The organism is Pseudomonas sp. GD03903 (assembly GCF_029840045.1).
GTDB classification, from domain to species: domain Bacteria; phylum Pseudomonadota; class Gammaproteobacteria; order Pseudomonadales; family Pseudomonadaceae; genus Pseudomonas; species Pseudomonas pseudonitroreducens.
The window spans coordinates 1-15,695 of the sequence record NZ_JAOCBT010000004.1; the positions used below are offsets into that span (position 1 = coordinate 1).

Consider the following 15,695-nt stretch of genomic DNA (forward strand, 5'->3'; position numbering starts at 1 on the left):
GTCTGCACCACCTGGTAGATATCGGCGACGCGCGCCTCCAGGTGACGAGCCTGCTGGGCGACCTGCTTGCCTGGATGACGCTGCTCGATGGCCTGCTTGAGGCTGGCAGCGTCCTTTTCCAGGTCGGCAAGTTCAGGGCGGGCCGGCAGCGTGAGGATCAGAGCCTGCAGATTGCCGACGAACTCCAGTTGCTCCTTGTATTCGCTCTCGTCGACAACCTTGCCGTCGGTGACGGTGGCCGGGTAGTCGGCAGCGAGATAGCTGAGCAGGTGAAGAGCTTGGGAGGGGTCGACGGCCGTGTCGGCTTGAGCTCCAAGGCTGAAGAGACCGACCAGCGGTAACAGCCAGACGAAAAGTTTGGAGGGGCGCATACGGGAAGGCAAATGAGAATGAAAGAGGTTAAATTGTCACCTCAGGTTTCCGTCTATGCAAGGACAATGTCCCGCACAGTTGCGCCCGGAGCGACTTTGAGGCCGCCCCGACATGCCCCCAAATAAGCCGCAAACGCCCTCAGGCCGGGGCGCGGCGGACGGTAGCGAGCAGCGCCGCGGCGCCCACGAAAAGGGTAGCGAAAGTACGATTCATCACCCGCTGCTGGCGCTGCGAGCGCAATGCACGCAACACACGGGCGGCCAATCCGGTGTAGCCGGCCATGACGATCAGGTCCACGGTGATCATGGTCGCGCCCATGATCACGTACTGGATCGCCATCGGCCGGTGCGGATCGACGAACTGCGGCAGCACCGCGAGCATGAAGATCACCGCCTTGGGGTTGCTGGCGTTGACCAGAAAACCACGCAGCACAAGGGTCAGCGGCCGACCGATGGGGCGCTCGCCGCTGGCCGCCATGACCTGCGGAGCAGCGGTCCACTGGCGGTAGGCGAGGTAGACCAGGTAGACCACGCCGAACCACTTGATCGCACTGAAGGCCACTGCGGAGGCGGAGAGCAGCGCACCGACGCCGGCGGCGACGATGGCGATCTGCAGGGCAAGGCCGATCTGCAGGCCCAGGGCGTTCCAGTAGCCGTGCCAGAAGCCGTATTGCAGCCCGCAGGACATCGAGGCGATGGCCCCGGCGCCGGGCGACAGGCTGATCACCCAGCAGGCAATGAAGAAGGCGAACCAGGTACTGGCGAGCATTGCGAACCTCACGGCGCCCAGGCAGGCGCAATAATTTGTTACGGAGGCCCAGTGTGCCTCAGTCGCGCCGCATCGCCCAGCATTGCCGACGAAGGTCGCAGGCCTCCCTTGTAGGAGCGAGCTTGCTCGCGAACCGCCTCCGCTGCGGAGTCGCAGGAAACTCTGTTGGCGAGCAAGCTCACTCCTACGAAGTGCCCAAGAAAAAGCCCGGCACCAGGCCGGGCTTTTTTCGTCAACGCAGGCCGATCAGCTCGGAATGTCCTTGCGCAGCTTCACCGGTTCCTCGCCGCGCTTGCGCGCCAGGGCGCCGCGCAGGCGGATGTTGATTGCCTCCACCGCCAGCGAGAAGGCCATGGCGAAGTACACGTACCCCTTGGGCACGTGGATCTCGAAGGCCTCGGCGATCAGCACGGTGCCGACCACGATGAGGAACGACAACGCCAGCATCTTCAGCGACGGGTGCTTCTCGATGAAGGCGCTGATGGTGCCGGCCGACAGCATCATCACGCCGACCGAGATGACGATGGCAGCGACCATCACCGGCACGTGCTGCACCAGGCCCACGGCGGTGATCACCGAGTCCAGGGAGAAGACGATGTCGATGATCGCGATCTGGATGATGATGCCCATGAAGCCGCGAGACTTGCCGCCCTGCTGGCCGCCCTCTTCCGCGCCTTCGAGGCTGTGGAAGATTTCCATGGTGCTCTTGAACAGCAGGAACAGGCCGCCGAAGAACAGGATCAGGTCGCGCCCGGAAATACCGTGGTCGAACACGGTGAACAGGTCAGCGGTCAGGCGCATCACCCAGGTGATCGACAGCAGCAGCAGGATGCGCGTGCCCATCGCCAGTGCCAGGCCGAAGAAGCGCGCCTTGGGTTGCTGCTCCGGCGGCAGGCGGCCGACCAGGATCGAGATGAAGATGATGTTATCGATGCCCAGTACGATTTCCAGGGCAGTCAGGGTCAGAAAGGCAACCCAGATCTCAGGGCTTGTGAGCCATTCCATAGTGGGGGACGTCCGTCAGGGGGTGGTGGGAAAATTCGGGCCGCGCCAGCGGCGGATGGCCTTCTGGAAGAACAGGTTGTTCGGTACTTGCAGGAGTGCGCCCGGCGCGCCGTCCTCGGCGACTTCTTCCAGGGTGGTGTAGAGCAGGTTGATTGCCACGACCCGGCCCTTCACACCAGGCTTGTCGGCGGACTCGATGACCTCCACGCGGTCGCCCAGGCGGAACGGCCCCATGGTGAAGATCATCAAGGCGCAGAACAGGTTGGACAGCACGCTCCAGATGGCGAAGAAGGCCACCGCAGCCACCGCCGCGAAACCGGTCAGCGCGGCCCAGAGCACGTCGGCGGAGACACCCAGGCGCTCCAGCACCAGCATCACTGCCGAGCCCATGATCAGCCAGCGCAGGCCTCCGCGCAGCGGCAGCAACAGCTCCGGCGGCATCGGATAGCGCTCGCCGAGGCGGCTGATGGCGCGCGTCACGATGCGCTGCACCACCCAGGCCAGCAGCAGGATGAGAATGATCTGCCCGCCACGCAGCAGCGGTTCGCTCCACGCCACCAGCAGGTTCACGTCATTCATCACTCACTGGCCTCGAGTTGGCGCTGCAACTCTTCGAGGGTTTCCAGGGCCATCAGCCAGGACTCTTCCAGCTCGCTCTCGCGACCTTTCAGTGTCGCCTGGCGGGCTAGCAGATCGCGCAGCTCGTCCTTGCGCGCGGCATCGTAGAGCGCGCTGTCGCCCAGCCGCTGCTCCAGCTCGGCAAGCTGCTCATGGACCTTGCCCAGTTCCTTCTCCAGCTTGTCCGCCTCGCGCTTGTGCGGAGCGAGTTGCTGGCGCAGGGCGGCGGCGGCCTGCCGCTGTGCGCGCTTGTCGGTCTTGTCGCCGGCCGGCGCGGTTGGTGCAGACGGCGTCTGGCGGGCGCGGAAATCCACCAGCCAGCGGGCGTAGTCCTCAAGGTCGCCGTCGAACTCGCGGATGTGCCCATCGGCTACCAGCAGGAACTCGTCGGTAGTGCTCTTGAGCAGGTGCCGATCGTGCGACACCACCACCACGGCGCCGGAGAACTCCTGCAGCGCCAGGGTCAGCGCCAGGCGCATCTCCAGGTCGAGGTGGTTGGTCGGTTCGTCGAGCAGCAGCAGATTGGGCTTCTGCCAGGCGATCAGCGCCAGGGCCAGGCGCGCCTTCTCGCCACCGGAGAAATTCAGCACCGGCTCGTCGCAGCGCTCGCCACGGAAATCAAAACCACCAAGGAAGTCACGCAGGGTCTGTTCACGCTCGGCCGGCGCGATGCGCGCCAGGTGCAGCAGCGGGCTGGCCTTGGGGTCGAGCGAGTCGAGTTGATGCTGGGCGAAGTAGCCGATGGCGAGGTTTTCACCGCGGCTCAGTTCACCGGCCAGCAACGACAGATCGCCGGACAGGGTCTTGATCAGCGTCGACTTGCCTGCGCCGTTCGGCCCCAGCAGGCCGATGCGCGCACCTGGAACCAGTTGCAGCTTGACCTTCTCCAGCACGGCCTTGTCGCCGTAGCCCAGGCGGGCCTCGGACAGGTTGAGCAGCGGGCTGGAGATCTTGTCGGACTCGCGGAAGGCGAAGTCGAACGGCGAGTCGATATGCGCCGGCGCCAGCTCTTCCAGACGCTCCAGCGCCTTGATCCGGCTCTGCGCCTGGCGGGCCTTGGTGGCCTGGGCGCGGAAGCGGGCAATGTACTTTTCCATGTGCGCGCGCTGCGCCTGCTGCTTCTCGAAGGCCTGCTGCTGCTGCGCCAGACGCTCGGCGCGGGTGCGCTCGAAGGCCGAGTAGCCGCCGCGGTACAAGGTAAGCTTGCACTGCTCCAGGTGGGCGATGTTATCTACCACGGCATCGAGGAAGTCGCGATCGTGGGAAATCAGCAGCAGCGTGCCCGGATAGCCTTTGAGCCACTCTTCCAGCCAGAGGATGGCATCGAGGTCGAGGTGGTTGGTGGGCTCGTCGAGCAGCAGCAATTCGGACGGACACATCAGCGCCTGTGCGAGGTTCAGGCGCATCCGCCAACCACCGGAGAAGTCGCCGACTCGGCGATCCATCTGTTCGGAGGTGAAGCCCAGGCCCGCCAGCAGCTTGCGAGCACGGGCGTCAGCGGTGTAGCCGTCGGCGCTGTCCAGCTCGCTGTGCAGGCGCGCGATAGCGGTGCCGTCGTGGGCCTCTTCGGCCGCGACGAGGTCGGCCTGGATCTTGCGCAGATGTACGTCGCCGTCGAGCACGTAGTCGACGGCGAGGCGGTCGAGGGTATCGACTTCCTGGCGCATATGCGCGATGCGCCAGTCGGCAGGCACATAGCAGTCGCCGGCGTCCTGGCCGAGTTGGCCGCGCAGCAGGGCGAACAGGCTCGACTTGCCGGCACCGTTGGCGCCGATCAGGCCGACTTTCTGTCCGGCGTGCAGGGTGAGTTCGGCACCTTCCAGCAAGCGCTGGGGGCCACGCTGTAGCGTAAGATTTTGTAGTCGAATCATGGCGGCGGAGTTTATCAGCTTCGCCTGGCAATCGCTGTGGGTGCTCTATGTCTGATGATGTCTGGTCGTATGCGCTGAAACTCTACGCCCGCCCTGGGGTTGAGGCGGTTTGCCTGGCGCTGCAGGAAGACGGCACGGACGTCTGCCTGCTGCTTGGCGCAGCCTGGCTGGGAAGCGCGGGAGCGGCGTTCTCCGAACCCCGGATGAACGAGCTGAAAGTTATCGCGATGAACTGGCGTGACGAGGTGATAGTGCCGTTGCGCTCGCTGCGCCGGAACTGGCGCGACGCTGCAAACCGGGATGCGGACCTGGCGGCACTGCGCGAACGGCTCAAACGCCTTGAGCTGGATGCGGAAAAGGTGCTGCTGGAGAGATTGCAGGACGCGGCGAAGAACTGGCCACGGGGCGAAGCGGAAGATCTCGTGCGCTGGCTGGATGCAGCGGCGGGTGACGCGGGCGGCTTGCGCCGCGATGCGCGGGAAACCCTGCGCATCGCGGCGAGCCTCTCCTGAGCCTCAGGAAGCGCTGGAGGAGTTGCTGCTGGCCGGAGTTACCGGCGCCGGAGTAGCACTGGAAACCGGGGTAGCGGCCGGAGTGCTCGGCTGGGCAGCCGGTGCACTCGGAGCAGCCGGAGCGGCCGGTTTGGCAACGGCGGCGGGCTTCGCAGCGGCAGGCTTGGCGGCCGGTTTTGCGGCAGGCTTGGCAGCGGCTTTCACCGCGGGCTTGGCAGCCGGTTTCGCAGCCGGTTTGACGGCGGGTTTGGCAGCCGCAGGCTTGGCTGCCGGTTTCGCGGCGGGCTTGGCGGCGGCTTTCGCAGCAGGCTTGGCGGCAGGCTTCGCAGCGGGTTTGGCGGCCGGCTTGGCAGCGGCTTTCGCAGCAGGCTTGGCTGCAGCAGCGGCAGGCTTCGCAGCTGGTTTGGCAGCAGCCTTGGCGGCGGGTTTGGCTGCCGGCTTGGCGGTGGCTTTCGCAGCGGGCCTGGCGGTGGCTTTCGCAGCGGGCCTGGCGGCAGGCTTAGCCGCGGGTTTAGCAGCGGCAGGCTTGGCAGCGGCAGTGCGCGCGGCCGGTTTGGCAGCAGGCTTGGCGGCAGCTTTTGCGGCAGGCTTGGCAGCCGGTTTGGCAGCTGCTTTAGCCGCCGGCTTGGCAGCGGCAACCTTGGCGGCCGGCTTGGCAGCGGGTTTTGCCGCAGCTTTTGCAGCTGGCTTGGCGGCAGCTTTCACGGCCGGTTTGGCAGCCGGCTTGGTGGCAGCCCTGGCAACCGGTTTGGCAGCGGCAGCAGCCGGCTTGCGGGTAGCGAGGGATTTGCCAGCGGCTTCCTTCACCTTGGTCACGCCCTGGGCGAGCTTCAGGCTCTCCTGCACATCGCGCTTGAGGTTGGCGATGTAGGCGCGGGTTTCAGTCTGGCGAGTTTTCAGGATATCCAGTGCGCCGTCGATTTCAGCGATGGTCGACTTGGCTTTCGCCTGCGCCTTCGCCTTGCCAGCCTTGGTCGCTTCCTGCAGCTTGGCGCGAGCCTTGTGCAGCTTCTCCTGTGCCTTGCCGCGTTGCTTCTCGAGCTTGGCGAGCAGCTTTTCGGAATCGACGAGCGCCTGCTTGCAGGCACCTTCGAGGTGTTCGATCAGACTGTTGGACAGCTGGTGCAGCAGATGCAGAGGGGTAGTGACGGGTTTCTTGTTGGCCGACATGACGTGCCTCCTGGCGGACGTGGTTGCGCCCATACTAGCCCCGCACACGGCCTCTCGCCAATGTCCTGATTGAGCTGGAGCCCGCGGCAGGCATAATCTCCAGCGGTTTTCACACACGGATGAAGCGATGCATCGCCACTGCCTGATCTGCCTTGCACTGTTTTCCCCCGTCGTCAGCGCTGCCGCGCCAAAGGACGAACTGGCCTACAGCCTGGGCGTCGAGCTGGGTCAGCGACTGCAGCAGGAAGTGCCTGGAATAGCCGTCGCAGACCTGCTGGAAGGCCTGCGCCAGGGCTATCGCGGCGAGGCGCCGGCACTCTCCGAACAACGCATGCAGGCCGTGCTCGCCGCCCACGAAAGGCAGCACGACGCAGCGCAACCACAGGCCGCCGCGAGCGAGCAGGCGATGGCTGCCGAACGGCGTTTCCTGGCCAACGAAAAAGCGCGCTACGGTGTTCGCCAACTGCCCGATGGCGTGCTGGTCCAGGAGCTTCGTGCCGGGCGTGGAGTGGCGAATGCGCAGATGCGCGAAGCGAAGGTGAACTACATCGGCACCCTCGCCGATGGCAGTCAGTTCGATGCGAGCAATTCGCCGCAGTGGTTCCGCCTCGACGCGATCATTGCCGGTTGGCGCAGCGTATTGCCCATGATGTCGCCCGGTGCGCGCTGGCGCATCGTGGTGCCATCGGCACAGGCTTATGGAGCGGAAGGCGCCGGCGATCTGATCCCGCCCTATGCCCCGCTGGTCTTCGAGATCGAGTTGCTCGAGAGTCACTGAAACGAAAACGGCGCGAGTGCATCGAGCGCTCGCGCCGTCGGGGGGCTCGCCATCGCTCAGGCCGTGACGGCTTTCTGCTCGTGGGAGTTGTGCAGCACTTCGATCAGGCAGTCTTCCAGCTCGAAGCGTTCGTGCAGTTGCTGGCGCAGGCTCTTCAGCTCACTGGTCAGGCAAGTACCTTCACGGCAGTCGCCATTATCACAGCGGTCATTGAAGTTCAGCGCATTGGCGGTGATGGTTTCGAGGCGCGGATAGATCTGCTTGGCCAGTTCCAGGCCCCGTGTATCACCGAAGGCCTGTGCCTCGTTCATCAGCTGTTCGTAGACTTCGAAATGGCCTGCCGACACATAGTCGAGCAGTAGCTGACAGAAGCTTTGCAGGTTCTCGGCATTGGTCTTCGGCGCCTGGACACCGTCCAGGGAATCGAATGCCCGGACCAATTCATGTCGATCCCGCAACCAGCGGTCGATCAGCTGGTGTACGCCTCCCCAACGTTCCTGGGCATTACGGCAGCTCTCGAGCATGTTGTCCTCACTTCCCTTTTCGCCGTCCCGGCAATGTCCGCCCCGGGACAATATTCTGTCGAATCTCGACGTCCGCGATGTATGAAGCTTGTTCGGCGGCGGCTTTCCGACGGAGTGGAAAACCAGAGTATGCCCGCCCGTTATCGCCTTCAAGACACCGGCAACGGGAAAATTCATACGAGCGTTTAATCGACAGACCGCGACGCCTCTGGCCTGCGCCGATACGGCGCAGGCCATGGCGAATTGAGATGCGACGCTCAGCCGCGGCGGCGGAAGAACTGCACGATGGCGAACAGGGCGAAACCGATGAAAGCCAGCAGGCTCCACTCCGGAATGCTCAGGCCGAGCAGGGTCCAGGACACTTCGGCGCAGTCGGCCGAGCCGTGGAACATGGTCCAGATGATGTCGGCATAGGGCATGCTCTCCATCATGTATTCCAGCGGCGGCAGGCAGGACGGCAGTTGGTCCGGCGGCAGAGTCTGCAGCCATACCTGGCGGCCCGCGGTGCCGGCGCCACCCAGGGCGCAGAGCAGGATCAACACCGAGTACACGCGCGGTGCGCGGCCGTGCAGTGCGGCGATCAGCGAGAACAGACCGCAGCCCGCGAAGAAAATACGCTGCAGGATACACAGCGGGCAGGGCTCCAGCCCGACCATGTACTGCAGGTAGAACCCGGTGCCAAGCATGGCGACGCAGGCGAGGAAGGCAAGGAAGAACAGGGACCGAGGGCTGGCCAGGTTCATGGCGGCTCCGCTGAAAAGCGCTGTTGCAGGAAAGGCCGCTACGGTAGAGGAAACACGGCGATCAGTTCAAGGCAAGTGTCTAGACTGGCCGTGGCACTCATCCGGGAATCCATGCCATGCGTCGTCATTTCCTACTTTGCTCGCTGCTTTCCCTGACAACAGCACCGGCCATTGCTGCTACCGATCTCAGCAAAATTCGCCTGCCCGAAGGCTTCCACATCAGCCTTCTCACCGATCAGGTCCCTGGCGCCCGCGCCATGGCCTGGGGCGACCGGGGCACGCTGTTCGTGGGCAGTCGCTCCGCCGACAGGATCTATGCGGTGAAACCCGACGGCCAGGTGAAGGCGCTCGCCAATGGCCTGCAGATGCCCGTGGGCGTGACCTTCCACAAGGGGGACCTCTACGTTTCCTCGGTCAACCGCGTCGTCGTACTGCGCGACATCGAGGCGCACCTCGATGCACCACCCAAGGCTGAGGAGCTACCGGCAAAGTTTCCGCAGGAGACCGCGCACGGCTGGAAGTTCATCGCCTTCGCCCCCGACGACAAGCTTTATGTGCCGGTCGGCGCGCCATGCAACATCTGCCGTCCGGATCGCGAGCAGTACGCCAACCTGCAGCGCATGAATGCCGACGGCAGTGCGCGGGAAGTGGTGGCCTACGGCATCCGCAATACGGTTGGATTCACCTGGCACCCGCAGACGAACCAGCTGTGGTTCACCGACAACGGGCGCGACCTGCTCGGTGACGACAAGCCTGATGACGAGCTGAACAAGCTCAGCAAGGTGGGCGAGGACTTTGGCTACCCCGACTGCCACCAGGGCGACATCGCCGACCCCGAAGAAGGCAGGAAGCCCTGCTCCGCGTTCACCCCTCCGGTGGCCAAGCTCGGCCCGCACGTCGCCGCACTGGGGCTGCGCTTCTACACCGGCGAGCAGTTCCCCGCCGAGTACCGCAATAACCTGTTCATCGCCGAGCACGGCTCGTGGAACCGCACGCAGAAGATCGGCTATCGGGTGAAGCGGGTCGAGCTCAACGATGACGGCACGCTGAAGCGTCAGAGCGTGTTCGCCGAAGGATGGCTGGACAGCAACGGCGAGGTTCACGGCCGACCTGCCGACGTACTGGTGGCACCGGACGGCTCGTTGCTGGTCAGCGACGATCAGAATGGCGCGATCTACCGCATCGGCTACGGCAAGCCCTGAAAATGAAAACGGCGCCCAAGGGCGCCGTTTTCACTTGCATCGACAGGATCAGGCGCGCACCGCGATCGCCTGCGATACCGGCGGCGCCAGCAAGCCAAGGCCTTCCTGGAACAGCTGGTTGCTGCGCTCCACTTCACCCAGTTGCGCCAGCAGCCTCGCCAGCTCGGCACAGGTTTCCGCGCTGCGCTGGCGTACCAGGCTGGCTTCCAGATATTCGCGCGCCTTGCCCCACAGCTTGTTCTGCAGGCACAGCCGGCCCAGGGTCAGCAGGAGCTCGGGGTCATCGCCATGCTGCTTCAACCAGCCTTCGGCGGTCTTCAACTGGTGCGCGCCGTCGCGGCCACGAGCACGGCCATAGAGATGCACCAGACGGCTGTCGTAGCCTTCCTTGAGGGCCTTGCGCAGCACTTCCTCGGCCTCTTCCGGCGCGCCCAGACGCAGCAGTTGTTCGGCATAGGCGGCCACCAGCGGTGGCTGCGCACGAAGGTTGGCAGGTACGTTCTGCCAGCGCTGGGTCAGCGGCTGCAGGCTGCTTTCGCCCTGGCCGACGCCCCGCTCGCCCGCCTCGCCCAGCGCAGCCATCCAGGTACGGCGCTCCAGGTCCGCCAGCTCGGCGTTCTGCAGCACGCGCTCCTTGCGCAACTCGGGCAGCAATACACACAACGCCTGCCATTCGTGGAGGCTGACGTAGAGCTGCTGGAGCAGGCGCAGCACGGTCGGATGACGCGGATGATCCTGGTGCAGCTTGTCCAGCACCACGCGGGCGCGGGTGAAATCGCCGCGATTGATCAGCAACTGCGCGCGGGTCAGACCCACGGCAAGCTCAGCGCCGGGCTCGCGCTCCTGGGCGCGGTCCAGCAGTTCATCGCACTCGTCGGTCTTGCCCAGCTCGTTGGCCGCGCGCGCGGCGCCCAGGTAATGCGGCAGCGGGCGGTCGCTCAGTTCGGCGGCACGCCGCAGGTGGCGCAGCGCCTGCGCCCAGTGTCCCTCGGCGAGATCGCGCTGGCCATGTTCCTCGGCCAGTTGCGAACGGCGCCGACGGTTGAAGCGCGACCAGGGGTTCACCACCCGCCCGGAGACGCCCAGCAGGCGCAATGCCAGACGTACGGCGAGGTAGATCACCCAGAGCACCACCAGCAGCGCGAGGAAGGTCCACAGGCTCGATTCGTAGCGGAAACTCTTGTAGGCAATCAGCACGTAGCCTGACTGTTCGGCAATGGCCAGCCCGATCAGAGTGGCCGCCAGGACCACGGCGAGAATCAGGACGTAGACGCGACTCATGGCTGGGTCCCCGCGTCCGGCGCCACCGCCTCCTGCTGCTGCACCGCGTTCTCGCGGCGCGACAGGTAGGCCTGCAGCGAACTCAGGGCAGGGCCCAGGTCCGGCGTCTGCACGGTAACGGCCTGGCCGCTGAGCTCATCCAGGCGCGCGAGCAGAGCGCGGCTGTCGGCGAGGTCGGCATTGAAGAAGTCGCCAACGATCTGCCTGGCCTGCTTCAGTGCCTGCTCGTAGACGTCCTGCTTGCCGTTCAGCGCGGCCCATTGTGCCTGCTCGAGGGCGAGGCTCAGGGCGAGACGGACGCGGTCCAGCTGTTGGCCAGAGAGCAGCGGGCGGATGTCCTGCCCGGCGTTGAAGTCGATGCGCACGTAGCGCGAGATGCGCTCCCACCACTGGTCCCAGGTGCTGCTGCCGTCGCCCCAGGCGGTGCTTGGGCCGGTACCGCCCTCGGAGGGTTTGAATGCCGGATTCAGCGGTTGCAGCTGGGCCGCCTGGTCGCGCAGCGCGCCCAGTTGCAGGAAGAGTCCGGTGCGGTCCGGACGCGGCAATGCGCGCAGCGCTTCAAGGCTCTTGGCCAGTTGTGCGCGGGCGGCGAAGGCGCCCGGATCGTTGTTCACGCGAAGGATGTCGTCCGCGCCCTGCACCAGCTCGGTGGCGCTGTCGATGTCCTGCAGCGCAGAGAGGCGCAGCGCGGCCAGGCGCAGCAGATGCTCGGATTCGGCCAGCCGCCACTGCTGGCGACTCTGCCCCAGCACCTGCTTGATCTGCTTGGCCAACTGCTGCTGGTCGCCCTGCAGCTCCACCACCAGACGCCGACGGGCTTCGAGTTCATCAGCGTTGGGCAGGGTATCCAGGCGCTTGTTCAGCTCAGCGTTGGCGCTCTGCACGCCCTGCGCCTGGGCGCGGGCATCTTCCAGTTGTGCGGCGCGCTGCTGCTCGGCGCCCTTGAGCTGCTGGACCTGCCAGACGCCCCAGCCACCTGCGGCGAGGCCAGCGGCCCCGACCAGCAGTGCCAGCAGCGCGATGCCCGTGCCACCCCTGCGCGGGGCCGGCGCGGAGACCGGACTGGACGATGTTGGAGAAGTCTCTTGGGGAGTGACGGCTTCGCTCACAGATCCATCCTTCGCTCGAAAATTGTTCTAGTCGGCGCTTCTCAACGCTTCCATTAACGCCGCTGCGCTTGCGCCCCGGCAATCGATTACTTGCAGTGCGCCCATCTCCCGCGCCTGCTCTGCCACTCGCGGGCTGGGTACGAACAAGGGCATGGCGCGCACTTGCGGCCAATTCTCCGCTGCCAGTTGCCGCAGGTGCTCCAGCCCCTGTCCACTACTGACCGCGATGGCGTTCAAACGCTCCCCCTGGATTCGCCGCAGCAATTCGCCCGGGGGGTAAGCCGGCATTTCGCGCCGGTAGAGTTCCAGATAGTCGACCACCGCGCCTTGGCCGCGCAGGCGCTCGGCAAGGAATTCTCGGCCACTCTCGCCACGCATGATCAATACCTTCGGATCATGCACCTGCAGGGCCTGCTCGAACTCCGGCAGGGCCAGTAGCGCTTCGCTGTCGTCGCCGTCCTGCGGGCAGACGACATCCAGCCCGTAGTCTTCGAGGATAGCCGCCGTGGCGGCGCCGACGGTGAACCAGCGCTGGGTCAGCGGCGCTTGCGGCCAGTAGCGGTCCAGCCGCTCCAGGCCGAGGCGTGCCGCCGGCTTGCTGACCACGATAACCGCGCAATAGCGGTCCAGGTCAAGGATCAGGCTGCGTTCGGCGGGAGTCTCTTCGCGCGGCGTGATCGCCAGCAAGGGCAGGCAGTCGCCGTGGATGCCGTGTTCGGCGAGGATGGCAGCGAGCGCTGCACAATCCTCTTCGGGACGGGTCAGCAGCAGCCGCCAGCGGCTCACGGGTGACCGGCCTCGCCGTAGACCGCCCGGAGGATTTCCTCGGCGCCCTGGCCCAGCAGGTCTTCCGCGACCTTCACGCCGAGGGCTTCGGCATCGGCAAACGGCGCGCGAGCTTCGGCGCGCAGCAACTGGCTGCCATCAGGCTGGCCGACCAGACCGCGCAGCCACAGTTGCTCACCTTCGAGGATGGCGTAGCAGGCAATGGGCACCTGGCAACCACCATTGAGGCGCTTGTTCAGTGCGCGCTCGGCAGTAACGCGCAAGGCCGTCTCGCGGTGATGCAGCGGCTGCAGCAGTGCATGGATTTCCGCATCGGCGGTGCGGCACTCGATACCCACTGCACCCTGGCCGCCGGCCGGCAGGCTGGCTTCGACACTGATGGAGGAGCGGATGCGATCTTCGAAACCGAGGCGGATCAGGCCGGCGGCAGCCAGCATGATGGCGTCGTATTCGCCGGCATCGAGCTTGGCCAGGCGGGTGTTGACGTTGCCACGCAGGAAACGGATCTGCAGGTCCGGGCGGCTGGCCAGCAGCTGGGCCTGGCGGCGCAGGCTGGAGGTGCCGACCACGCTGCCGGCCGGCAGGTCGTCCAGGCTGGCGTAGGTATTGGAAACGAAGGCATCGCGCGGGTCTTCACGTTCGCAGATGCAGTACAGGCCCAGGCCCTCGGGGAAGTCCATCGGCACGTCCTTCATGGAGTGCACGGCGATGTCCGCTTCGTTTTCCAGCAGGGCGGTTTCCAGCTCCTTGACGAACAGGCCCTTGCCACCGATTTTCGCCAGGGGCGCGTCCAGCAGTTTGTCGCCGCGGCTGGTCATCGGCAGGAGGGTCACGGTCAGGCCGGGATGGGCCTGTTCCAGGCGGGCCTTGACGTATTCGGCCTGCCAGAGTGCCAGGGCGCTCTGGCGCGTGGCGATACGGATTTCGCGAGACATGGGCATTTCCAGGCAAAGGAAGCGTGCAAGAAAGTGCCCGCATGATAACAGCTCACGCAAATGAAAAGCCCGGGGGCCGCCCCCCGGGCTTCAGGCGCTGCGGCACTGTGTCGCTACAGGTTGTGCATGAGTCGCCGCACGCCGGCAACGTGGCGGCGGCTGACGGTCAGGGCATCGCCGTTGAGACCTTTCAGGTACAGCTGGAAGTGCCCCAGCGGCGTGCGCTGCAGACGCTCGATACGCTCGCGGGAGACCAGCGCGTTGCGGTGGATGCGCACGAAGCGGTCACCGAACTCGTCTTCCAGCGCCTTCAGCGGCTCGTCCAGCAGCACTTCGCCGCCGGCGTGTCGCAGGGTCACGTACTTGTGGTCGGCGATGAAGAAGATCACGTCTTCCAGCGGAATCAGTTCGATGCCCTTGCGAGTCCGCGCGCTGATATGACTGCGCGGACCGGGGCCACCGGCCGCCGGAGGCTTGGTCAGCGCCGCCAGCTGCACACGGTTGGGCCGCGAGGCTTTCTTCAGGGCGTCCGCCAGGTCCTCGCTGCGGACCGGCTTGACCAGGTAGCCGACCGCACTGACCTGGAACGCCTCCAGGGCGAATTCATCGTGGGCGGTACAGAAGATCACCGCCGGCGGGGCTTCACGCTCGCACAGCTTGGCGGCCACCTGAAGCCCGTCAAGGCCGGGCATGCGGATATCCAGCAGGACGATATCCGGCTTCAGGCTGTCGATCAGCGTCAGCGCTTCTTCGCCGTTGCTGGCGGATGGCTCGAGGACGCGATAGCCGTCCAGTTGCCCCACCAGCCGGGCCAGGCGCTCTCGCGCCAGGGGTTCGTCATCGACGATCAGGACATTCATAAGCTCAGGCTTCCTGCATGAGACGCGCACATGGATAGCGTAGACAGGTGAAGTGCCGTCCGTCACGGCGCTCGACGCTGAGACTAGCTTTTGGCCCGAAAAGTGCCGCAAGTCGCGCCGCAATATTTTGCAGGGCTTGCTTGGTCCCCTTCGTGGGCAGCGTCTCGGTCGATTCGTCGTACGGGTTGCTCACGCAGAGCTGGAACACACCGTCACGGTAGTCCGCCTCAACTTTCACCAGACCGCCTTCGATCCGCGGCTGGATGCCATAAATCAATGAGTTCTCGAGCAACGGCTGCAGCGTCAGCTGGGGAATCGGCACGCCATCGGGCACGCCGCTCACCTGCCAGTCCATCTGTAACCGGTCGCCAAGACGGAACTGCTCAATGGAAAGATAGCGTCTGGCCAGCTCAAGTTCCTCTCCCCAGGAAATTAATGTTCCAGGTTTGGCCAGGCTGGCGCGAAAAAGGTCCGAAAGATTCAGCACCGCCAGCTCGGCCTTGCCCGGATCGATCTCGATCAGGCTGGCGATGCTGTTCAGGCTGTTGAACAGGAAATGCGGACGGATACGCGCCTGCAGCGATTCGATCCGCGCCCGCAGCTCAGCCTGCTCCTGCCGTCGCCATTGGCTCTGGAGATAAAAGTAGCGTAGCAACAGCGTAGACATGATGAGCGCAATCAACGCGTGGCGCAGGTAGAGATTGACCTCGCCGGTGCGCGACATCGGCCCGCCGAGGGAAAAGTAATCCGCCACGGCCGTGCAGCCCAGCGTCAGCAGGACCACCAGAGCGCAGCTGAGCAGCCCGGAGAACCAGGCAGGCCAGCGCGACATGAACGGCCGCAACTGGCACAGCAGGCCGGCCGAGAGCAGCACGATCCACTGCACGAACAGCGAGGCCAGCGCCAGGCGCACCCAGTTGAAGCTGGGCGTCATCGGCTCGGCGAGCACCAGCACGAGCACCAGCAACTCGGCGAGCAGCACCAGGCTGAACAGCGCTTCAGGCTGGCACAGTTCGGGAATGAAGAAGTCTTCGTTGGGCGCCGGCTTGTCGCCGGTCTTCGTCAGTATGGGCATCGACGCAGTTTCCGTAAGCGCCTGCACGGCGGCAAGCGCCGCGTGCGACCAAAAGCCTGGAATTGTCGGGCAGCGCAAAGATCGGC

The 15,695-nt window shown here is 65.3% G+C and carries 16 protein-coding genes and 1 pseudogene; 3 read left to right on the plus strand and 14 right to left on the minus strand.

Annotated elements, in window-relative coordinates:
• The 5 genes and pseudogenes from N5C91_RS06970 to N5C91_RS06990 all read right to left on the minus strand — a co-directional run.
• Window positions 1–371: pseudogene (locus N5C91_RS06970) on the minus strand (cystathionine gamma-synthase); the annotation flags it as partial.
• A gap of 139 nt (window positions 372–510) precedes the next feature.
• Window positions 511–1,140, minus strand: a complete 630-nt coding sequence (locus tag N5C91_RS06975) for a LysE family transporter (RefSeq protein WP_279828685.1) — start codon at window positions 1,138–1,140, stop codon at window positions 511–513.
• A gap of 246 nt (window positions 1,141–1,386) precedes the next feature.
• Window positions 1,387–2,145, minus strand: coding sequence for a TerC family protein (locus N5C91_RS06980; RefSeq protein WP_236172063.1), 759 nt, complete (start codon window positions 2,143–2,145; stop codon window positions 1,387–1,389).
• Window positions 2,146–2,160: 15 nt separating this feature from the next.
• Window positions 2,161–2,724: a mechanosensitive ion channel family protein gene (locus N5C91_RS06985; protein WP_236172065.1), complete on the minus strand. Its 564-nt coding sequence runs from the start codon at window positions 2,722–2,724 to the stop codon at window positions 2,161–2,163.
• Complete coding sequence (locus tag N5C91_RS06990; RefSeq protein WP_236201541.1) at window positions 2,724–4,634, minus strand: ATP-binding cassette domain-containing protein; 1,911 nt, start codon at window positions 4,632–4,634, stop codon at window positions 2,724–2,726. The genes N5C91_RS06985 and N5C91_RS06990 overlap by 1 nt, the downstream gene beginning before the upstream one ends.
• 47 nt (window positions 4,635–4,681) lie before the next feature.
• On the opposite strand from N5C91_RS06990, the gene N5C91_RS06995 reads away from it, so the two are divergent.
• Window positions 4,682–5,146 carry a TIGR02444 family protein gene (locus N5C91_RS06995; protein WP_279828686.1) on the plus strand — a complete coding sequence of 155 codons (465 nt, stop codon included), beginning with the start codon at window positions 4,682–4,684 and terminating at the stop codon, window positions 5,144–5,146.
• 3 nt (window positions 5,147–5,149) lie between these two features.
• Here N5C91_RS06995 and N5C91_RS07000 read toward each other — a convergent pair whose 3' ends face one another.
• Complete coding sequence (locus N5C91_RS07000; RefSeq protein WP_279828687.1) at window positions 5,150–6,316, minus strand: AlgP family protein; 1,167 nt, start codon at window positions 6,314–6,316, stop codon at window positions 5,150–5,152.
• A gap of 127 nt (window positions 6,317–6,443) precedes the next feature.
• On the opposite strand from N5C91_RS07000, the gene N5C91_RS07005 reads away from it, so the two are divergent.
• Window positions 6,444–7,094, plus strand: a complete 651-nt coding sequence (locus tag N5C91_RS07005; protein WP_279828688.1) for an FKBP-type peptidyl-prolyl cis-trans isomerase — start codon at window positions 6,444–6,446, stop codon at window positions 7,092–7,094.
• A gap of 56 nt (window positions 7,095–7,150) precedes the next feature.
• Here N5C91_RS07005 and N5C91_RS07010 read toward each other — a convergent pair whose 3' ends face one another.
• Together N5C91_RS07010 and N5C91_RS07015 are read right to left on the minus strand one after the other, a co-directional pair.
• Complete coding sequence (locus N5C91_RS07010) at window positions 7,151–7,618, minus strand: Rsd/AlgQ family anti-sigma factor (RefSeq protein WP_045213212.1); 468 nt, start codon at window positions 7,616–7,618, stop codon at window positions 7,151–7,153.
• A gap of 257 nt (window positions 7,619–7,875) precedes the next feature.
• The gene (locus N5C91_RS07015) at window positions 7,876–8,361 is read right to left on the minus strand and encodes a disulfide bond formation protein B (RefSeq protein ID WP_054910205.1); all 486 of its coding nucleotides are present in this window, start codon (window positions 8,359–8,361) and stop codon (window positions 7,876–7,878) included.
• Between the two features lie 116 nt (window positions 8,362–8,477).
• On the opposite strand from N5C91_RS07015, the gene N5C91_RS07020 reads away from it, so the two are divergent.
• Entirely contained in the window at window positions 8,478–9,563 is a 1,086-nt protein-coding gene (locus N5C91_RS07020; protein WP_279828692.1) for a PQQ-dependent sugar dehydrogenase, read from the plus strand.
• Window positions 9,564–9,611: 48 nt separating this feature from the next.
• On the opposite strand, the gene N5C91_RS07025 is transcribed toward N5C91_RS07020, so the two are convergent.
• From N5C91_RS07025 to N5C91_RS07050, 6 genes are all read right to left on the minus strand, one after another.
• Window positions 9,612–10,844, minus strand: a complete 1,233-nt coding sequence (locus N5C91_RS07025) for a heme biosynthesis HemY N-terminal domain-containing protein (RefSeq protein WP_279828693.1) — start codon at window positions 10,842–10,844, stop codon at window positions 9,612–9,614.
• A complete protein-coding gene (locus N5C91_RS07030) occupies window positions 10,841–11,953 on the minus strand; it encodes a uroporphyrinogen-III C-methyltransferase (protein ID WP_279828694.1) in 1,113 nt (370 codons plus the stop codon). The genes N5C91_RS07025 and N5C91_RS07030 overlap by 4 nt, the downstream gene beginning before the upstream one ends.
• Before the next feature lie 27 nt (window positions 11,954–11,980).
• The gene (locus tag N5C91_RS07035; protein WP_279828695.1) at window positions 11,981–12,739 is read right to left on the minus strand and encodes a uroporphyrinogen-III synthase; all 759 of its coding nucleotides are present in this window, start codon (window positions 12,737–12,739) and stop codon (window positions 11,981–11,983) included.
• Window positions 12,736–13,674 carry a hydroxymethylbilane synthase gene (gene hemC / locus N5C91_RS07040; protein WP_279828696.1) on the minus strand — a complete coding sequence of 313 codons (939 nt, stop codon included), beginning with the start codon at window positions 13,672–13,674 and terminating at the stop codon, window positions 12,736–12,738. Before hemC ends, N5C91_RS07035 begins: the two co-directional genes overlap by 4 nt.
• Before the next feature lie 113 nt (window positions 13,675–13,787).
• Window positions 13,788–14,534 carry an alginate biosynthesis regulator AlgR gene (algR, locus tag N5C91_RS07045; protein ID WP_017521347.1) on the minus strand — a complete coding sequence of 249 codons (747 nt, stop codon included), beginning with the start codon at window positions 14,532–14,534 and terminating at the stop codon, window positions 13,788–13,790.
• Between the two features lie 4 nt (window positions 14,535–14,538).
• The gene (locus N5C91_RS07050) at window positions 14,539–15,609 is read right to left on the minus strand and encodes a sensor histidine kinase (protein WP_236172089.1); all 1,071 of its coding nucleotides are present in this window, start codon (window positions 15,607–15,609) and stop codon (window positions 14,539–14,541) included.
• Window positions 15,610–15,695 lie beyond the last annotated feature (86 nt).

Coding starts and splice junctions, on each gene's coding strand:
- N5C91_RS06975 (WP_279828685.1), bottom strand. CDS start 1,140: ATGCTCGCCAGTACCTGGTTCGCCTTCTTCATTGCCTGCTGGGTGATC.
- N5C91_RS06980 (WP_236172063.1), bottom strand. CDS start 2,145: ATGGAATGGCTCACAAGCCCTGAGATCTGGGTTGCCTTTCTGACCCTG.
- N5C91_RS06985 (WP_236172065.1), bottom strand. CDS start 2,724: ATGAATGACGTGAACCTGCTGGTGGCGTGGAGCGAACCGCTGCTGCGT.
- N5C91_RS06990 (WP_236201541.1), bottom strand. CDS start 4,634: ATGATTCGACTACAAAATCTTACGCTACAGCGTGGCCCCCAGCGCTTG.
- N5C91_RS06995 (WP_279828686.1), top strand. CDS start 4,682: ATGTCTGATGATGTCTGGTCGTATGCGCTGAAACTCTACGCCCGCCCT.
- N5C91_RS07000 (WP_279828687.1), bottom strand. CDS start 6,316: ATGTCGGCCAACAAGAAACCCGTCACTACCCCTCTGCATCTGCTGCAC.
- N5C91_RS07005 (WP_279828688.1), top strand. CDS start 6,444: ATGCATCGCCACTGCCTGATCTGCCTTGCACTGTTTTCCCCCGTCGTC.
- N5C91_RS07010 (WP_045213212.1), bottom strand. CDS start 7,618: ATGCTCGAGAGCTGCCGTAATGCCCAGGAACGTTGGGGAGGCGTACAC.
- N5C91_RS07015 (WP_054910205.1), bottom strand. CDS start 8,361: ATGAACCTGGCCAGCCCTCGGTCCCTGTTCTTCCTTGCCTTCCTCGCC.
- N5C91_RS07020 (WP_279828692.1), top strand. CDS start 8,478: ATGCGTCGTCATTTCCTACTTTGCTCGCTGCTTTCCCTGACAACAGCA.
- N5C91_RS07025 (WP_279828693.1), bottom strand. CDS start 10,844: ATGAGTCGCGTCTACGTCCTGATTCTCGCCGTGGTCCTGGCGGCCACT.
- hemC (WP_279828696.1), bottom strand. CDS start 13,674: ATGTCTCGCGAAATCCGTATCGCCACGCGCCAGAGCGCCCTGGCACTC.
- algR (WP_017521347.1), bottom strand. CDS start 14,534: ATGAATGTCCTGATCGTCGATGACGAACCCCTGGCGCGAGAGCGCCTG.
- N5C91_RS07050 (WP_236172089.1), bottom strand. CDS start 15,609: ATGCCCATACTGACGAAGACCGGCGACAAGCCGGCGCCCAACGAAGAC.